The sequence below is a fragment of the Paraburkholderia domus genome (genome assembly GCF_905220705.1).
Lineage (GTDB): Bacteria > Pseudomonadota > Gammaproteobacteria > Burkholderiales > Burkholderiaceae > Paraburkholderia > Paraburkholderia domus.
Window position 1 is genome coordinate 80765 of the sequence record NZ_CAJNAT010000018.1, and the last position, 15634, is coordinate 96398.

Consider the following 15634-nt stretch of genomic DNA (forward strand, 5'->3'; position numbering starts at 1 on the left):
GCTCACTCAACCCTTCACGCTTCCGGTCGACTCGCCATGAATCAAGAATCCGTCATGACGCTCGCGCACCAGGCCATGTATGTCGGCCTGCTGCTCGCCGCGCCGTTGCTGCTCGTCGCACTGGTGGTCGGTCTGGTAGTGAGCCTGTTCCAGGCCGCCACGCAGATCAACGAAAGCACGCTGTCGTTCATTCCGAAGCTGCTCGCGATCGCCATCACGATGGTGATCGCCGGTCCGTGGATGTTGACCACCATGCTCGACTATCTGCGCCAGACGCTCACCAACATCCCGACGCTCGTCAACTGAGCGCGGCCCCGGCCTCTGCTCGGCGCTTCCGCCCTCACCCACCGTCATGTTTTCCGTCACCTACGCCCAACTGAACGCCTGGCTCACGGCGTTCCTGTGGCCGTTCGTGCGAATTCTCGCGCTGGTGGCGACCGCGCCGGTGCTCGGCAATCGCTCGCTGCCCATGCGCGTGAAGATCGGCCTCGCCGCTTTCATCACGATCATCGTCGCGCCCACGCTCGGCGCACTGCCGCAAGTCACGGTGTTTTCCGCCGAAGGCGTGTGGATCATCGTCAACCAGTTCCTGATCGGCATCGCGCTCGGCATGACGATGCAGATCGTGTTTCAGGCGATCGGCGCCACCGGCGATTTCGTCGGTCTGGGCATGGGCCTCGGCTTCGCGACGTTCTTCGACGCGCAGGCGAGCAGTTCGAGCCAGGTGCTGTCGAGCTACATGACCACGATCGCCATGCTGGTGTTTCTGGTAATCGACGGCCACCTGCAGATGATCAGCGCGCTGCTGACTACATTTCAGTCAGTGCCGGTGTCCGCGAACATTCTGGGCGCGCCCGGCTGGCGCACGCTGGCGAACTTCGGCAGCACGGTGTTTTCGGCGGGCCTGCTACTGTCGCTGCCGGTGGTCGTCGCGCTCCTGATCACCAATATCTCGCTCGGCATTCTGAACCGCGCCGCGCCGCAAATCGGCGTATTCCAGATCGGTTTCCCGCTGACGATGCTGATCGGCATGCTGCTCCTGCAGCTGATGATCCCGAACATGATTCCGTTCTTCATGCGCCTGTTCGACGTCGGCATCGATCAGATGGGACGCGTGGCGGCCGGGTTTAAGTAGCACGGCTTCCGGGACGGCGACCGGCTTCGCGTCAGCCGCACCTGCTGAGCACGTCGCTCACGCTCTCTCGCCACACATCGGCCACCCAAAACAAAGAAGGGCGGAACCGGCTCATACCGGCTTCCGCCCTTCTCTCTTTCAGACTGAGCGTCCGCTTAGTTCAGGTACTGGAACAGCGACACGCTCTGAATCTTCACAAACGCCTGCTGCGCCGCCTGCAGCGCGTTCTGCGTCATCGTGTACTGGCCGATCGTCTTGGCCATGTCGGTCTGGGTCAGATCCGCCAGATTGCTCGCCGTCTGCAACGTGTTGGTCTGCGTAACGGTCTGCAGCGCTTGCACTTGCTGCTCGCGGCCACCCACCGCCGCCTGAGCGGTGACGACGTTGTTCATCGTGTTTTCGAGCTGGGTCATGCTAGTGGTCAGCGCGCTCTGGAAACTGGCCGTCGAGGCGCCACCGGACAGCGGCGATTGCAACGTGTTGATCAACTGGCTCAGATTGGCGAACACATCCATGCTGCCTTGCGTGGCCGGCGTAACGGAAAAGCTGTCGCCCGCGTTCGGTGCGCCAGTGATGTTCACCGTCTGGCCGCCAAGCGTGATCGCCGAGCCGGCCGTAAACGGTTGCGGCGCGCTCGTGGTCGGCGCCCCGGTCGGCGGGGTCTGGGTCACCGTGTAGGTGGTCGCCGACGTGAAGTTGATGCTGTACGTATCCGCATTCGCCGGATTGGTCGGGTTCGTCAGGCTGACGGTGCTGATCACGCCCGTGCCGGTATTGCCGGCCGTCGCGGCCGGCACCGAGCTCGTGCCGATTGCTGCAACGCTGCCGAAGATCGCGATGCCATTGTCGCCGGTCTGAATCGTATGCCCCGACGTGACCTGCATGGAAGGCGAACCGGTATCGCCCGAATAAGTCACAACGCCGGCCGAGTTGGTGGTGTAAGGCGTCGCGGTGCTTTGATAGCCGCCGAACAAGGCGTTGCCCTGCGGATCGGTCGCATTGGCGAGCGTCATCAACTGGCTGCGCAAGCTCTGCAATTGTGTCGCGATCGAGCCGCGGTCGCCGTTGTTGAGCGAACCGTCGCCAGCGCTCAGCACCAGCGTGTGAATGCTCTGCAGCACCGTATTGACGCTGCCCAGCGTCGAATCTTCCTGTTGTAGCGAAGAGAGCGCCGAGCCCTGATTGGTCGTGTATTGCGACAGGCTCGTCGCCGTCGAACTCAACAAGACCGCCTGTGCCGCGCCGAGCGGATTGTCCGACGGCGTGGAGAGGCTTACACCTGTCGAGATCTGTTGATACAACTGCGACAACTGAGCTTGCTGATCGCTCATCGTCGCCACGTTCATGTTGAAGTACTGCGTGCTGGAGATGCGCATGTTCAACGCCTCACTGGAAGATGCCGAGTATCGTCTGGAACAGGGTCTGCGCAGTCTGGATGACCTTGCTGTTCGCCTGATACAGCTGCTGATACTGAAGCAGGTTGGCTGCTTCTTCGTTGATGTTCACGCCCGAAACCGACTGCTGTGCCGTGGTGATCTGCGTCACCAGCGAGGTCTGTGCCGTGCTCGAGGTCTGAATCTGGTTGGTCTGGTTGCCGATCTGGTTGACGTAGTTCGCATACGCGCCGGTCAGCGTGACCGTGCCACCCGACAATACCTTCGCCGCGGACAGGTTCGACAGCGCCAGCGCATTTCGGCCGTCGTTGCTTGCGCCGGTGTTCGGGCCGATGGTGAACGTGTCGCCGGCAGCCGGTGCGCCGCTGATCGTCACCGAGACGTTGTTCATCTGGCCCAAGGCCGGGTTGGTGATCGTCAGCGACGCACCCGTGGCCGACGAATACGGCACCACGGTCGCCGCTGTGGCGATCGGGTAAGAGGTGGGGGGCGTGCCCGCTACCGTCACCGTCGAACCGGCCGGGAAGCCGGAGAGACCCGCGCCGTTGTACGACAGCGTGGTGGTCGCATTCGGCATCGTGTAACCCGCCGTCACCGTGCCTTGCGTGATCGTACCGGTGCCGGTATTGCTCGGCGTTGCGGCGCCGAGCACCGGGGCCGCGGCGGCAATCGCCGACGGATCCGTGGTCGCCGTGTTGAAGCTGTTCAGCGCGCCGCGGGTCGGTTCGACCGTGAACGAATCGCCGGCATTCATCGTGCCGGTGGTCGAGAAATTCAGACCGTTGATCGGCTGGGTCAGATTGGCCGCCGAACCTACCACGTTGCCGGTCGAATTGTCGGTCAGCGTGTAGGTGCTGCCGTTGAAGGCCAGCGTGTAGTCGCCGGTAGTCGGCTGCGCGGGATTCGCGAACGAGACGTTCAGCGACGCGTTACCGGTGTTCTGCGGGTTTGCGTAGACGGTCGGGCCACCCACTGAGAACAGCGCGCCGCCCTGGGTGCCGGCGAGCGTAATGCCGAGGCCGTTCTGCGCGTTGACCTGGGCGGAAAAGCTCACCGCAATCGCGCCGAGTTGCGCTTCGGACGGATCGAGAGTCTGGCTGCGGAACGCCAGCAGACCGCCGAGCGTGCCACCCGTGACCTTGCTATCCGGCAGGTTTTGCGGCGCGGCGGCCGGGTTCGCGCCGGCCTGGCCGAGATACTGCACCGACAGTTCGCTGGTGTCGCCTGTGGAAGGCGCCGTGCCCAAGTTGTAGCTATTGGTGGACGATACGAGCGGCTGGCCGTTGCCCATGAACACGCTGTAGCTGCCGTTGCTGTTTACGACGTTCACGCCGATCAGTTGCGACAGGTTCGATACGGCTTGATCGCGCTGATCCATCAACTGGTTCGGCGGCTGACCTTGCGTGCTGGCCTGGGAGATCTGCCCGTTCAACTGGGCGATCTGCTGCGTATAGCTGTTGATTTGCGCAACGGTGTTGCTGAGCTGCGTGTTGACGCTCTGGCGCATCGCGTCGTATTGCTGACCCGCGGCATTGATCTGGTTGACGAGCGTCTGCGCGCCGCTTATCGCGCCCTGGCGGGTGGACAGGCTGGATGCGTTGTTCGAGACGTTCTGCAAACCGGTGAAGTAGCTGGTGATCGCGCTTGCAATGCCGGCTGTCGGGCTGCCGACCAGATTGTTCAGTTGCGAGATCATCGTGTTGTACGCCGTCAGCGAGCTGCCCGAGCTCTGCGCGTTGTTCAGCTCAGTGGTCAGATACTGGCTGTACTGGCGCGTCACGGTGACGGTCGAGACGCCCTGCGGCAGAAAACCCGAGCCGGTGTACTGGCCGCCGGCTTCCGCATAGACGGGGGTTTCGATCGTATAGCCTGGCGTCGACGCGTTGCTGATGTTCTGGCCGGTCGTCGTGAGTCCCCACTGGGCTGCGTTCAGTCCACTGAGTCCGAGATTGATGAGGTTGCTCGACATGCGTCATCCTGAAGGGCGACACCGACCACGTGCCACCGCGTTGCTTGAACATCTTGTTTAACGGCCCCCACGAGAAAAAATTGAGGGCCATCCAGATGCTTGTTCGACGTTTGTTTCAACGTTTGCGAGGCATGAGCCGCAAGGCTTTTTCGCTTGTCAGCGCGCCAGCGCGCGGCGCTTCATTTCGAGTTGCGTAATCAGGCGTTGCAGCGTGTTTTCGGCGCTGCCCGGCAGCGTCAGAAAACGAAAGCCGAGTTGGTAACGTTGCGTGCCGTTCGGCAATGCGGTGGAGCGGTGCGACACCAGTTGCAGATCGAGCGAAAGCCGGCCGAGCGAGCCGAGCGACAGTTCGCAATCCTGCAGCCGCGTGCCCATCGGCAATTCGGCCACGCGTTGATCCGTGGTGCGCATGCCGACGCCGCCGAGCGACAGATCGTGCACCTCGAAGCGGAACGTATCGCCTTCGGGCAAACGGCCGCTGCACATATACGGATCGAGAATCGGCGCATCGACGCGGAAATACTCGCGGCGCTGCACGTAGAACAGCACCTCGGGGAAGTCGGACTCGAATGCGGGCAGTCCTTCATAGCGGGTTTCGCGCGGCGTGCCGGTGGCGAATTCGACACGCACGCCATCAGGCGACGCGTGGAACTGGCAGCGCGGCGCGCCCAATAAGCCTTTGTTCTGATCGGAGAGTGCACCCCAATCGAAAGTGAAGGTGCGTCCGCGCACGTCGACGTCGAGCAGGCGCGTCACGAGCTGACCGCCCGCGTATTCAACGGTGAGGAAATCGCCTCGATTGACGAGATTGCGTAACTGAACGCCAATCTCCAGCGGATTGCGACGGCCGAAATCGGGTGCGCTTTCGTCTAGCGAGGCGTGCGACTGGCCGGGAGCTTCGGTCTGACCGTGCGACTGGGTAGTATCCATGGGCTTGCCGGTATGCATGTTCTTGCGGGCGCGTGCCAGGGCTCCTGCCGGGGCTTTCGCGCGGTCTTCATCGAAGCCGCAGCACGCGCATTCAACCGGACATTACAACGCTTTCCGGTATCGGGTCTAACTGATTAGCGGCAGCACTCAGCCAAAATTTAGGGCGCTGTAATGAAATATTTGCCGCAAACGTTAAAACCGATATGCCGTGGGTGAAGTCCGGGGACATCGAATACTGGGCGGCGAGCACGCCGGTCTCGCGGTTCGACCGGCCGCCCGTAGGCGGCCGGCCTCGTCCGTCTTGTTATGCACCTGGCCCCGTCGCGTGCATGGCTTTATTCGAGAAAATCAAACTGCATAAACTGATCAACTGCGCAGCCAACTACGACCGCACTCCTGCATTAACGGCAGCTCAGCCCATTTTCTGCATGATGGACATCAGCTTTTTCGCGTAATGCGGATCGGTCGCGTAACCTGCGCGCTGCATGCCGTTGGCAAAGCCATTCACGTCATGCGCGGAATTGATCACCTGCGCATAACGCGGATTGCCCTTGAGCAGGCTCGCGTAGTCAGTCATCGCTTCCTGGTACGAGTCGTACGCGCGGAATTTTTCGACGGTGCGCTGCGGCCTGCCGTTCACATATTCGGTGGTGACCGTCGAGACGGTCTTGCCGGTCCAGTCCTTGGTCGCCTTGATGCCGAACACGTTGTGGCTGGTCGAACCGTCCGACTTCTTGATCTCGCTCTTGCCCCAGCCCGATTCGAGCGCGGCCTGGCCGATGATGAAGCGCGCCGGTATGCCGGTTGCCGCGCTGGCGGCTTGCGCCGGCTCGGCCAGCTTGTCGACGAAGGCATCGACCTTCGACGAGCTGCCGTCGCCTTTCAGCGGCGGAGTCAGTGCGCTGTTGGCCGAGTAGCCCTTGCCCATCGCCAACTGGCCGTTGGCCTGTGCATTGCCATAGGCCTTGGCAAGCGCGTTCAGCGCCGCAGTCTGACCTTCGTCGCCGCTGCTGCCGCCACCCAACGAATTGGCCATGCCGGCGAGGCCGCCGTTTGCACCGCTCGCGCCGCCCACCTGCATACCCTGGTTGCGCATCATCTGCTTGAGCATCGCGTCAGCCACGCCGATGCCCTTCTGCGACAGCTGTTGCGACAACTGCTGATCCATCATCGACGTGAAGGTGGCGCTGTCGTGCGAATCGAACGGGCCATCCTGTGGCGTCGCATCGCGCATGCTCTTCAGCATCATCTGCGTGAACACCGCGTCGAACTGCTGAGCGGCCATCTTCATGCCGGCTTGCGGCGAAGCCTTGGCCTGCGCACTCAATTTGCCGAAACCCTGCACGTCGAGCGCGAAGCGCTGGGTCAGGTCGTTCGCCACATTGGCGGAATTGGTCGTATCCGAATTCATCTTGTGTCGTCCTTAGATGATTTCCAGGTCGGCGCGCAGAGCGCCCGCCGCTTTCATGGCCTGCAGGATCGACATCAGATCCGCGGGCGTCGCACCCAGTGCGTTGAGCGCCTTCACCACTTCGGCGAGATTTGCGCCGGCGGTCACCATCTTCAGTGCGCCGTTGTCCTGCTTCATCTGAATCTGCGACTGTTTGGCCACTACCGTCTGGCCGTTCGAGAACGCGCCCGGCTGACTCACCACCGGCTGCGTATTGATCACCACCGACAGATTGCCGTGCGCCACCGCGCAGCTTTGCAGCGTGACCATCTGGTTCATCACGATCGACCCGGTGCGCGCGTTCAGAATCACCTTCGCGGCGGCTTGCGCCGGCCTGACGTCGAGGTTCTGCAATTGCGCCATGAAGGCGACCTGCTGTTCCGGATCGGACGGCGCGCGCAGTTGAATCGTGCGGCCGTCGAGCGCCGTGGCCGTGCCGCTGCCGAATGCGTTGTTCACCGCTGCCACCACGCGCTGCGTGGTGTCATAGTCCATCTCATTCAGATCGAGTTGCATCGTGCCCGCTTGCGACACCGAGGTCGGCACCGCGCGTTCGACGATCGCGCCACCGGAGATGCGGCCCGCATTGAGTGTGTTCACCTGAACCTTGCTGCCGTTCGCGCTCGCGCCGGCGCCGCCGACCGCCACATTGCCTTGGCCAAGCGCATACACCTGGCCGTCCGCGCCCTTCAGCGGCGTGAGCAGCAGCGTGCCGCCGCGCAGGCTCTTCGAATTGCCGAGCGAGGACACTGTCACGTCGATCGCTTCACCGGGACGCGCGAACGGCGGCAGCACCGCTGTCACCATCACCGCGGCGACGTTCTTCAACTGGATGTTCGACAGCGACGATTGCGAGTTGCTCGAGCCCGCCGCCTGGTTGTTGATCGAGATGCCGAGGTTCGCCAGCATGTTGGCGAGCGTCTGCGTGGTGAACGGCGTCTGCGTGGTCTGGTCGCCCGTGCCGTCGAGGCCGACAACGAGACCGTAGCCAATCAACGGGTTGTCGCGCACGCCCTGAATCTGTACAAGGTCCTTCAGACGTTCGGCATAGGCGGGGGTCGCCGCCGGCAGCGCCGCGCAGGCCAACGCGATGAACGCACACACTCGGCCAAGCCGAGCCAGTTTGGCAAGTCGCGCGAAGCGGCCGGAGCGGGAGAAGACGGTACGCATGATCACCACGGCGACACGTTGAGGAAGAAGCGCTGCAGCCAGCCCATGTTTTCGGCCTCGTCGAGATAGCCCTTCGCGGAGTATTCGATCTTCGCATCGGCCACCTGGGTCGAGTACACGGCATTCAGACTGGAAATCGTATTCGGATTCACGACGCCGGAGAAACGCACGAATTCGTTGCCCTGGTTGATCAACATCTGTTTCTCGCCGCTCACCGCCAGGTTGCCGTTCGGCAGCACGCCCGTCACCGTCACGGTGATCGTGCCGTTGAAGGTGTTCGACGCGTTCGCGCCGCCAGTGCCGTTGAACACGTTCGCGCCATTCGCGCTCAGGTTGGTTTTGCCGAACAGTCCAGCCAGGAAGCCCGCCGTCGGTACGCTGAAGTTGGTGCTGCCCGTCCGGTTCGCGTTGGCGCCCGACGATTTCGTCGCGTTGACATTTTCCTGAATCACGATCGTCAAAATGTCGCCGACATTGCGCGGCCGCTGGTCTTCGAACAGCGGCCGGCCCGCGTAACCCGGGTTGTAGATCGAGCCCGGCGTTTGCATCTGCGGTGGCATCGGCGGCACGGCCGTCATCGGTTGCTGCGTGATCGGCTGCTTCGGCACGAGGCCGCAACCGCCCAGCGCCGTAAGCAGCGTGAGCTGCACGAGTGCCTGAGCGGTATGCGAATGGACCGGATTGCGAGTGAAGTGCGACATCTTGATTACCGCCTCTTAATTCCCTGTCCCTCAAACCTGCATCTGGCTGAGGGTCTGCAGCATCTGGTCGGAGGTCGTCACGGCCTTGCTGTTGATTTCGTAAGCGCGCTGCGTCTGGATCATGTTCACCAGTTCCTGCACCACGTTCACGTTCGATGCTTCCACGTACCCCTGATTCAACGTGCCGGCGCCGTTCAGGCCCGGTTGCGCGATGTTCGGCGCGCCCGACGAAGCGGTTTCCGCGAACAGGTTTTCGCCCTTCGCATCCAGACCGGCCGGGTTGATGAAGGTCGCGAGCTGCATTGAGCCGAGTTGCTGGCTGTTGGTCGAGCCGGCGACGGTGATCGACACCACGCCGTCGCTGCCGATCGTGAGCGAGGTGGCGTTGGTCGGAATCGTGATGGCCGGGATGACCTGATAGCCGCTCGACGTTACCAGCTGGCCCTGCGCATTGGTTTGGAACGAACCGTCGCGGGTGTAAGCGGTCGTGCCGTCGGGCATCTGCACCTGGAAGAAGCCCTGGCCGTTGATGGCGACGTCTTTCGAATTACCGGTCTGCTGCAGATTGCCCTGCGTGTACAGGCGCTCGGTGGCGACCTGTTGCACGCCAGTGCCGAGCTGGATGCCGGACGGCAGTTCGGTTTGCTGCGTCGAGTTCGCACCCGGCTGGCGGATGGTCTGATACAGCAGATCCTCGAAAACCGCACGCGAGCCTTTGAAGCCGTTCGTGCTGACGTTCGCGAGGTTGTTCGAAATCACGTCCATCTGCGCCTGTTGCGCATTCATGCCGGTAGCGGCGATGTAGAGTGAGCGGTTCATTCTTCTTCTCCTGGGTGCCGAAGCAACCCGTTAGCTAAAGCTGAGCAGCTGGTTGGCAGACTGGTCGTTCTTGTCCGCGTTTTCCAGCAGCTTGGTCTGCATCTGGAACTGGCGTGCGTTGGTGATCATCGAGACCATCGCGCTCACCGGATTCACGTTGCTGCCTTCGAGCGAAGCCGGCGCCAGCGTGACGGCCGGATCGGCATCGGCGGGGTTGCCGTCGGCGGTCCGAAAGAGGCCGTCGTCGCCACGCGTCATGGTCTGCGGATCCGGATTGACCAGCTTCAGCTGATCGACGGTCACCACCGCGGTCGGCGGATCGCCCGGCGTCAGCGCGGACACCGTGCCGTCCTTGCCGATGGTGATTTCCGCACCCGGCGGCACCGATACCGGACCGCCGTTGCCGAGCACCGTCTGGTTCAGGGCGTTCACCAGCTGTCCGTTCTCGTCGATATGCAGATTGCCGGCACGCGTATAAGCCTCGTTGCCGTCGGCGGTTTGCACCGCCAGCCAGCCCGGCCCCTGAATCGCCACGTCGAGCGGGTTGCCCGTCTGCTGGATCGGCCCCGGCGTATAGTCGGCGCCCGGCGTCGACGACAGCACGAAGGTGCGCGTGGTGTTGTCGTTGATCGAACTGCCGTCGCCGAACGCCATCGGCACTGCCCGGAAAGTCGCGAGTTGCGCGCGAAAGCCGGTGGTCGAGGCGTTCGCCAGGTTGTTGGCAACGATAGCCTGCTGTTCGAGCGCTTGTGTACTGCCCGACATCGCGGTGTAGATCAGCCGATCCATGATGGAGAGTCCCGGTCGCTTACAGGTTGATCAGGGTCTGGTCGACGGTCTGCTGGGTCTTGATCGTCTGCGCGTTCGCCTGATAGTTGCGTTGCGCGGTGATCAGGTTGACCAGTTCGCTCGTCAGGTCGACGTTCGAGTTTTCCACCGCGCCGCCTTGCAGCACGCCGTGGTTGGTCGAGCCCGGTGCCGAGATCTGCGCGACGCCCGATTGGGAGGTCTGCTGGAACTCGTTGTTGCCGAGGTTCACGAGGCCGTTCTGGTTCGAGAAGTTCGCGAGCACGATCTGGCCGAGCGCCGCGGTCTGCTGATTCGAATAGTTGCCGGTCAGCGTGCCGTCGGCGCCGATCGTGAAGCTCGTCAGCGTGCCGGCTGCGTAGCCGTCGGGCTGCAGCGAGTTCACGCCATCCTTGCCGCCGTATTGCGTCGTACCGCCGATGTTCAGCGTCAGGTTCTGCGGCGTCGACGAACCGTCGGTGGTCGGAATGCTGAAGTTGTAGACGAACGGCGTGGTGGTCGCAGTGAACGTCGGCGGATTCGCCACCGGTGTCACAACCTGGGTCGTGCCGAGCAGCGTGCCCGACGAATTGAAGTTCGCCTGGCCAACCAGGTTTGCCGTGCCAGTCGACGTGCCTGCGTACACGTTCCACGTGCCCGCTGAGGTCTTGGCGAAGTACATGTTGACCGTCTGCGAGCCGCCAAGCGAGTCATAGACCGTCGTGCTGGTCGAGTAGTTGTACGTCGACGAGCTGTTCTGGTTGAACGCGACGGCGGTCGGCTTGACGGTATAGCTGTCCGTGCCCGCAGCAGCCGGCACGCCGTTGAACGTAATGGTCTGGCCGTTGCCGAGCGGGATCGCCGTGCCGGCGGTGTACGCGCCGTTGGTCGACGTACCGAGCGTGTTGTCGGTCACCGTGTAGGTGGTCGGGGTTGGGAACGTGACGGTGTAGTTGTCGTTGTTCGTGCCCGAAGCCGTATTCGTGATGGTCGCGCCGGTGGTGGAGAGCGTACCCGTGCTGCTGACGGTCGCCACGGTCGGCGTGCCGAGCATCAGCGGATCTTGCGCGTTCAGGTTCAGGCCGGCGACGATCTTGGTGGTGGCTTGCGGCGCGATGTTCGCGGTCGGCACGCTGAGCGGCACGGTTTGCGCGGTATTGATGATGCCCGAGCTGTTCGCGGCGTAGCCCATCAGTTGCAGGCCTTGCGCGTTGGTGATGTAGCCGTTCTTGTCGAGCTGGAACACGCCGTTGCGCGAGTACACCAGCGAGCCGTTGTTCGACAGCTGGAAGAAGCCGTTGCCGTTAATGGCGACGTCGAGCGCCTGGTTGGTGCTGGTGATCGTGCCTTGCGAAAACTGCTGCTGCACGTCGGCGAGCTTCGTACCGATACCGATCTGATTGCCCACCGCCGTCGCCACCGAATTGGCGTACATGTCGGCGAATTGAGCCGCGCCGCTCTTGAAGCCAACCGTATTCGCGTTGGCGATATTGTTGCCGATCACGTCGAGGTCGCTCGACGATGCCGACAAACCACTCAAACCTTGTTGGTAACCCATGACGGTCTCCGTATCTGGAAAGTCGTAACTGACTGAATCTGAATCAGAGGATGGCGGCGACGCTGGTCAGCCCCACGGTCGTGCCGTTCGACAGCACGAGGCCCGGCGTACCGTTGCTCTGCGAAACGACGCTTTGCACCGTTGCACCCGCGAGCGTCGTGGCCGTAGCCTGCTGGCCGTTGATCGTGCCGACCGCGCTGATCGTGTAGGTGCCGTCGGGCAGCGTGTTGCCGGCCGTGTCGGTCGGCGTCCAGCCCACCGGAATCGTGCCGGCCGACTGCTTGCCGAGGTCGATCGTGTTGACGATCTGGCCTGCCGAATTCTTCACCACCACCTGCAGATCGCCCACTGCGTTGGCGAGCTGCACGCCGAACGAGCTGGCCTTGCCGCTCGCGACGGTCACCGAGCTGCCCGGCGCGAGCACGGTCGAGCCGATCAGCAGCGCGGCTTGCGACTGCTGGCCTGCCGACATCTGCGTGGCGAGCGAGCTGAGCGTCGTGTTCAGCTGGCTGATGCCCGACACCGTGTTGATCTGCGCCAGCTGCGAAGTCATCTGCGAGCTGTCCATCGGATTGGTCGGATCCTGGTTCTTCAACTGCGCGACGAGCAGTTGCAGGAAGGTGTTCTGCAGATCGGTCGCCGAGGTGCCCGACGTGCTGCCCGTCGAACTGGTCGCGCTGGTCGCACTCTTGGTGCTGCTGGTGCCGTTCATCGTATCGAGCAGCGTCTGCGACACGTTCGTGCCGTTGCTGCCGATGGTGGTATTGGTGGTCAAGGAATTCTCCTCAGGTTCCGATCGTGAGCGTTTTCAGCATCAGTGTCTTGGCGGTGTTCAGGGTCTCGACGTTGGCCTGGTACGAGCGCGAGGCCGAGATCATGTTGACCATTTCCTGCACCGGGTCGACGTTGGGCAGCGTGACGTAACCGTCCGAATTGGCTGCCGGGTTGCCGGGGTCGTAGGCGGTCTTCATCGGCGTCGGGTCGTCGACCACGCCGGTGACCTGCACGCCGCCGATCTGCTGGCCAGAGCCCGTGCGGGCGCCGCCGATCGGGCTGACCGCGAACACGACCTGCTTGGCCTTGTAGGGCTGGCCGTCGGGGCCGGTCGTGCTGTCCGCGTTGGCGAGATTCGACGCCGTGACGTTGAGCCGCTGCGACTGCGCTGACATCGCGGAGCCTGCAACACCAAAAATGTTCATCAGGGATGGCATGTTTCCTGACCTCTCCTGCCGGTTCGACCCGGCCTCAAGTTAAATCCCGTAGCGATTTGTTCCTGCGTACTGCGTGACTCTGTGCGGCGCCGGTCGTTGTGCCGGCTATTTACGAGCCCGACTGGATTGCCGCGAGCATCGTCTTGATCTGGCTCGACAACACGGTCATGCCCGATTCGAAGTGCAACGTGTTGTCCGCGAACTGCACGCGCTCCGTATCGATGTCGACCGTGTTGCCGTCGAGCGCCGGTTGCAGCGGAATGCGGTATTGCAGATTGCCGTAATCGTCAGGCGTGCCGCCGGTCGGTGTCAGCGTCGCGCGGCCGGACATGTGGCCCGGCGCGGTCGACACCATCGACATGCCGCTCGTCACCCCTGCGGGCTGCGTCATGGCGAGCGTCGAGTTGTTCGAGGCGCCCGTGCCCGTACTACCGCCCGTCTTCTTCAGCGCGCCGGCCAGCGACGAAGCGAAGTCGACGTCGCGCGCCTTGTACCCGGGGGTATCGGCGTTGGCGATATTCGACGACAGCAGTTCCTGCCGGTAAGCGCGCACATCGAGCGCCTGGCGGCCAAAGGCGAATTCGGCATCGAGTTTGTCCAGCATATAAATCTCCGGAGAACGTTCCCGAGGCTTCCCGCTCGCACCTCGCTGAGCCTCGCGTGAGGACTGCGCCGGGCGGAAAGACCTTTTTGCATGAGGTGCATCTTATGGGCCGAACGCAAGCGGCAATCGGACGAATAACCGGGAAAGGGGGCTTCTATTCAACGTTTGCGCAATGGGGGCGCTCACTAGAATGCAAGGCGTACCGATGCATTCGATGGAGAATCACGATGGACCAGCCCACCTTCGATCTGACGCACCGCGCGAGCCGCGCGGCGGCGCATCGCGTGGGTGCGGACGTAGTGCGGCGTACTTCGCGCGGTGCGCCCCGTCTGCTGACTCGCCTCGTCATGAGCCTGGCTGTATGGGTCGCTGGCGGCATCGTGCTGCTGCCGGCCGCCGCGCAGGCTCAGGACGCCGGCGGGCCAATCGTGATTCCCGGTCCGGGAGAAAAGAATCCGGCCGCCCTCAACGACCTGGCGGCGCAGATGCAAGCGGCACCGGCGAGGCGCGTGGGGTCCGCGGCGAGTTTGGCCGCTGCCACCGCGCAGTCGCTGACGCCGGGACCGGCTGCGCGCGACGCCGATCAGTTCACGCGCGCCGCCAACGCAAGCGGCTCGATCGTCATTCCGGGCGCGGGCGAACCGCCTGCCGCACCGCAAATGATCCGCACCAACTTCAAGCCCGACGCGAACGGCGTCGTGACAATCCCCGCGACTGGAAGTGCCGGCCTGGCTGCGGCTGCAGCTAATCCAGCGACCGGCATGGCACGCGTCAATGGGGCGCCGGGCTCCCGTCAGGTTGTGCCGGTTGTGGTGACGCAGACGCCGTCACTCAATGCCGGGCGGCAGGCCGCCGGCGTGCAGTCAGTCATCGCCAATGCACCGAACGGCATAGCCGCCAGCGCACCCGCTGCCGGTGGCTTCGACAGTCTTGCATCGCGCGGTGAGCCGCCCCAGTTGGGCGCGAACGGCAAGCCTGTCGTGACCACGGCGGCCGCTGCCCCGACACCCGCACCGATGCCGACCCCGCCCGCCACCATCGCCCGCACGCCCTCGATGCGCCAGGTGGCGCCGGCTGTCGCGCAGCAGAATCTGCAACCCGCAGCGGTGGCGCAACCCGTGCCGCCGGCCGGCCAGCAAGACGCCGAGGCGATTCGCACTGCCGCGCTCGCCTTCTTGCAGCAGCAATCGGCCGGCTTGCCCGGCAAGGTCGATATCACCGTGTCGCCCGCCTTCCCGCGTGGCCTCGCGGCCTGCACGACGCTGGAACCCTTCATGCCAAGCGGCGCGCGCCTGTGGGGCCGCATGACCGTCGGCGTGCGCTGCGCCGGCGAACGGCCGTGGACTATTTATCTGCAAGCGCGCATTTCGTTGCGCGCCACCTACTATCTGGCCGCCCGCGCGATGGCGCCGGGCGAAGTGCTCACCGCCGCCGACCTCGTTGCGCGCGACGGCGACCTGACCGGTCTGCCGCAGGCGATCGTCACGGACCCGTCGCAGGCAGTCGGCTCGGTATCGCTCGTGCGCATCGCCGGCGGCATGCCGCTGCGCCGCGACATGCTGAAAAGCGCGTCGGCGGTGTCGATCGGGCAAACGGTGCGGGTCGTCGCGGCCGGCGAGGGTTTCGCGATTTCGGCGGAAGGCAGCGCGATGAACAATGCCTCGCCAGGCCAGCAAGTCCGGGTAAAGACGGCCAACGGCCAGATCATCTCCGGCATCGTCAAGGATGGTTCGACGGTGGAGATCCAGCTGTGAAGCGGGGCGGCCGCAAGCCCGGCAGCCTGCGCGCCGATGCGGCTTCAGGCGCTGTGGATATAGCGGCCATAGAGCCCGTCGCGGGGTCAAATCGACTTGTAAGGAAAGGTAACGCCCGGAGCGATTGCGCTAAAGTTTTGATCACGGGTTGCC

15 protein-coding genes are annotated in these 15634 nt (G+C 63.6%); 3 read left to right on the forward strand and 12 right to left on the reverse strand.

Annotated elements, in window-relative coordinates:
- Positions 1 to 36: 36 nt before the first annotated feature.
- A complete protein-coding gene (fliQ, locus tag KHO31_RS25805) occupies positions 37 to 306 on the forward strand; it encodes a flagellar biosynthesis protein FliQ (protein ID WP_201071316.1) in 270 nt (89 codons plus the stop codon).
- Positions 307 to 352: 46 nt separating this feature from the next.
- Positions 353 to 1135: a flagellar biosynthetic protein FliR gene (gene fliR, locus KHO31_RS25810; protein ID WP_201071319.1), complete on the forward strand. Its 783-nt coding sequence runs from the start codon at positions 353 to 355 to the stop codon at positions 1133 to 1135.
- 155 nt (positions 1136 to 1290) lie between these two features.
- Here fliR and flgL read toward each other — a convergent pair whose 3' ends face one another.
- The 12 genes from flgL to flgB all read right to left on the reverse strand — a co-directional run bounded on the left by flgL (position 1291) and on the right by flgB (position 13727).
- Positions 1291 to 2511: a flagellar hook-associated protein FlgL gene (gene flgL / locus KHO31_RS25815; protein WP_201085814.1), complete on the reverse strand. Its 1221-nt coding sequence runs from the start codon at positions 2509 to 2511 to the stop codon at positions 1291 to 1293.
- A 10-nt stretch (positions 2512 to 2521) separates the two neighbouring features.
- Positions 2522 to 4498 carry a flagellar hook-associated protein FlgK gene (flgK, locus tag KHO31_RS25820; protein WP_201071325.1) on the reverse strand — a complete coding sequence of 659 codons (1977 nt, stop codon included), beginning with the start codon at positions 4496 to 4498 and terminating at the stop codon, positions 2522 to 2524.
- 156 nt (positions 4499 to 4654) lie between these two features.
- Positions 4655 to 5428: a flagellar brake protein gene (locus tag KHO31_RS25825; protein ID WP_201071328.1), complete on the reverse strand. Its 774-nt coding sequence runs from the start codon at positions 5426 to 5428 to the stop codon at positions 4655 to 4657.
- Between the two features lie 412 nt (positions 5429 to 5840).
- Positions 5841 to 6839 carry a flagellar assembly peptidoglycan hydrolase FlgJ gene (gene flgJ / locus KHO31_RS25830; RefSeq protein ID WP_201071331.1) on the reverse strand — a complete coding sequence of 333 codons (999 nt, stop codon included), beginning with the start codon at positions 6837 to 6839 and terminating at the stop codon, positions 5841 to 5843.
- Positions 6840 to 6851: 12 nt separating this feature from the next.
- On the reverse strand, positions 6852 to 8048 hold the full coding sequence (locus KHO31_RS25835; protein ID WP_236061253.1) for a flagellar basal body P-ring protein FlgI: 1197 nt from the start codon (positions 8046 to 8048) through the stop codon (positions 6852 to 6854).
- 2 nt (positions 8049 to 8050) lie between these two features.
- Positions 8051 to 8749: a flagellar basal body L-ring protein FlgH gene (gene flgH, locus KHO31_RS25840; RefSeq protein ID WP_211624401.1), complete on the reverse strand. Its 699-nt coding sequence runs from the start codon at positions 8747 to 8749 to the stop codon at positions 8051 to 8053.
- Positions 8750 to 8779: 30 nt separating this feature from the next.
- Positions 8780 to 9568 carry a flagellar basal-body rod protein FlgG gene (flgG, locus tag KHO31_RS25845; RefSeq protein ID WP_201071338.1) on the reverse strand — a complete coding sequence of 263 codons (789 nt, stop codon included), beginning with the start codon at positions 9566 to 9568 and terminating at the stop codon, positions 8780 to 8782.
- A gap of 30 nt (positions 9569 to 9598) precedes the next feature.
- Complete coding sequence (gene flgF / locus KHO31_RS25850) at positions 9599 to 10357, reverse strand: flagellar basal-body rod protein FlgF (RefSeq protein ID WP_201071341.1); 759 nt, start codon at positions 10355 to 10357, stop codon at positions 9599 to 9601.
- A gap of 19 nt (positions 10358 to 10376) precedes the next feature.
- Entirely contained in the window at positions 10377 to 11912 is a 1536-nt protein-coding gene (locus tag KHO31_RS25855; protein WP_201071344.1) for a flagellar hook protein FlgE, read from the reverse strand.
- A gap of 43 nt (positions 11913 to 11955) precedes the next feature.
- Positions 11956 to 12687: a flagellar hook assembly protein FlgD gene (locus KHO31_RS25860; RefSeq protein ID WP_201071347.1), complete on the reverse strand. Its 732-nt coding sequence runs from the start codon at positions 12685 to 12687 to the stop codon at positions 11956 to 11958.
- Between the two features lie 10 nt (positions 12688 to 12697).
- On the reverse strand, positions 12698 to 13123 hold the full coding sequence (gene flgC, locus KHO31_RS25865; RefSeq protein ID WP_093640844.1) for a flagellar basal body rod protein FlgC: 426 nt from the start codon (positions 13121 to 13123) through the stop codon (positions 12698 to 12700).
- Between the two features lie 109 nt (positions 13124 to 13232).
- Positions 13233 to 13727, reverse strand: a complete 495-nt coding sequence (flgB, locus tag KHO31_RS25870) for a flagellar basal body rod protein FlgB (protein ID WP_201071349.1) — start codon at positions 13725 to 13727, stop codon at positions 13233 to 13235.
- 227 nt (positions 13728 to 13954) lie between these two features.
- On the opposite strand from flgB, the gene flgA reads away from it, so the two are divergent.
- Positions 13955 to 15481: a flagellar basal body P-ring formation chaperone FlgA gene (gene flgA / locus KHO31_RS25875; RefSeq protein WP_201085813.1), complete on the forward strand. Its 1527-nt coding sequence runs from the start codon at positions 13955 to 13957 to the stop codon at positions 15479 to 15481.
- The last annotated feature ends 153 nt before the right edge of the window (positions 15482 to 15634 follow it).

Excerpts from the sequence above, each read along its gene's own strand:
- fliQ (WP_201071316.1), top strand. The coding sequence starts at position 37 with ATGAATCAAGAATCCGTCATGACGCTCGCGCACCAGGCCATGTATGTC.
- fliR (WP_201071319.1), top strand. The coding sequence starts at position 353 with ATGTTTTCCGTCACCTACGCCCAACTGAACGCCTGGCTCACGGCGTTC.
- flgL (WP_201085814.1), bottom strand. The coding sequence starts at position 2,511 with ATGCGCATCTCCAGCACGCAGTACTTCAACATGAACGTGGCGACGATG.
- flgK (WP_201071325.1), bottom strand. The coding sequence starts at position 4,498 with ATGTCGAGCAACCTCATCAATCTCGGACTCAGTGGACTGAACGCAGCC.
- KHO31_RS25825 (WP_201071328.1), bottom strand. The coding sequence starts at position 5,428 with ATGGATACTACCCAGTCGCACGGTCAGACCGAAGCTCCCGGCCAGTCG.
- flgJ (WP_201071331.1), bottom strand. The coding sequence starts at position 6,839 with ATGAATTCGGATACGACCAATTCCGCCAATGTGGCGAACGACCTGACC.
- KHO31_RS25835 (WP_236061253.1), bottom strand. The coding sequence starts at position 8,048 with ATGCGTACCGTCTTCTCCCGCTCCGGCCGCTTCGCGCGACTTGCCAAA.
- flgH (WP_211624401.1), bottom strand. The coding sequence starts at position 8,749 with ATGTCGCACTTCACTCGCAATCCGGTCCATTCGCATACCGCTCAGGCA.
- flgG (WP_201071338.1), bottom strand. The coding sequence starts at position 9,568 with ATGAACCGCTCACTCTACATCGCCGCTACCGGCATGAATGCGCAACAG.
- flgF (WP_201071341.1), bottom strand. The coding sequence starts at position 10,357 with ATGGATCGGCTGATCTACACCGCGATGTCGGGCAGTACACAAGCGCTC.
- KHO31_RS25855 (WP_201071344.1), bottom strand. The coding sequence starts at position 11,912 with ATGGGTTACCAACAAGGTTTGAGTGGTTTGTCGGCATCGTCGAGCGAC.
- flgC (WP_093640844.1), bottom strand. The coding sequence starts at position 13,123 with ATGCCATCCCTGATGAACATTTTTGGTGTTGCAGGCTCCGCGATGTCA.
- flgB (WP_201071349.1), bottom strand. The coding sequence starts at position 13,727 with ATGCTGGACAAACTCGATGCCGAATTCGCCTTTGGCCGCCAGGCGCTC.
- flgA (WP_201085813.1), top strand. The coding sequence starts at position 13,955 with ATGGACCAGCCCACCTTCGATCTGACGCACCGCGCGAGCCGCGCGGCG.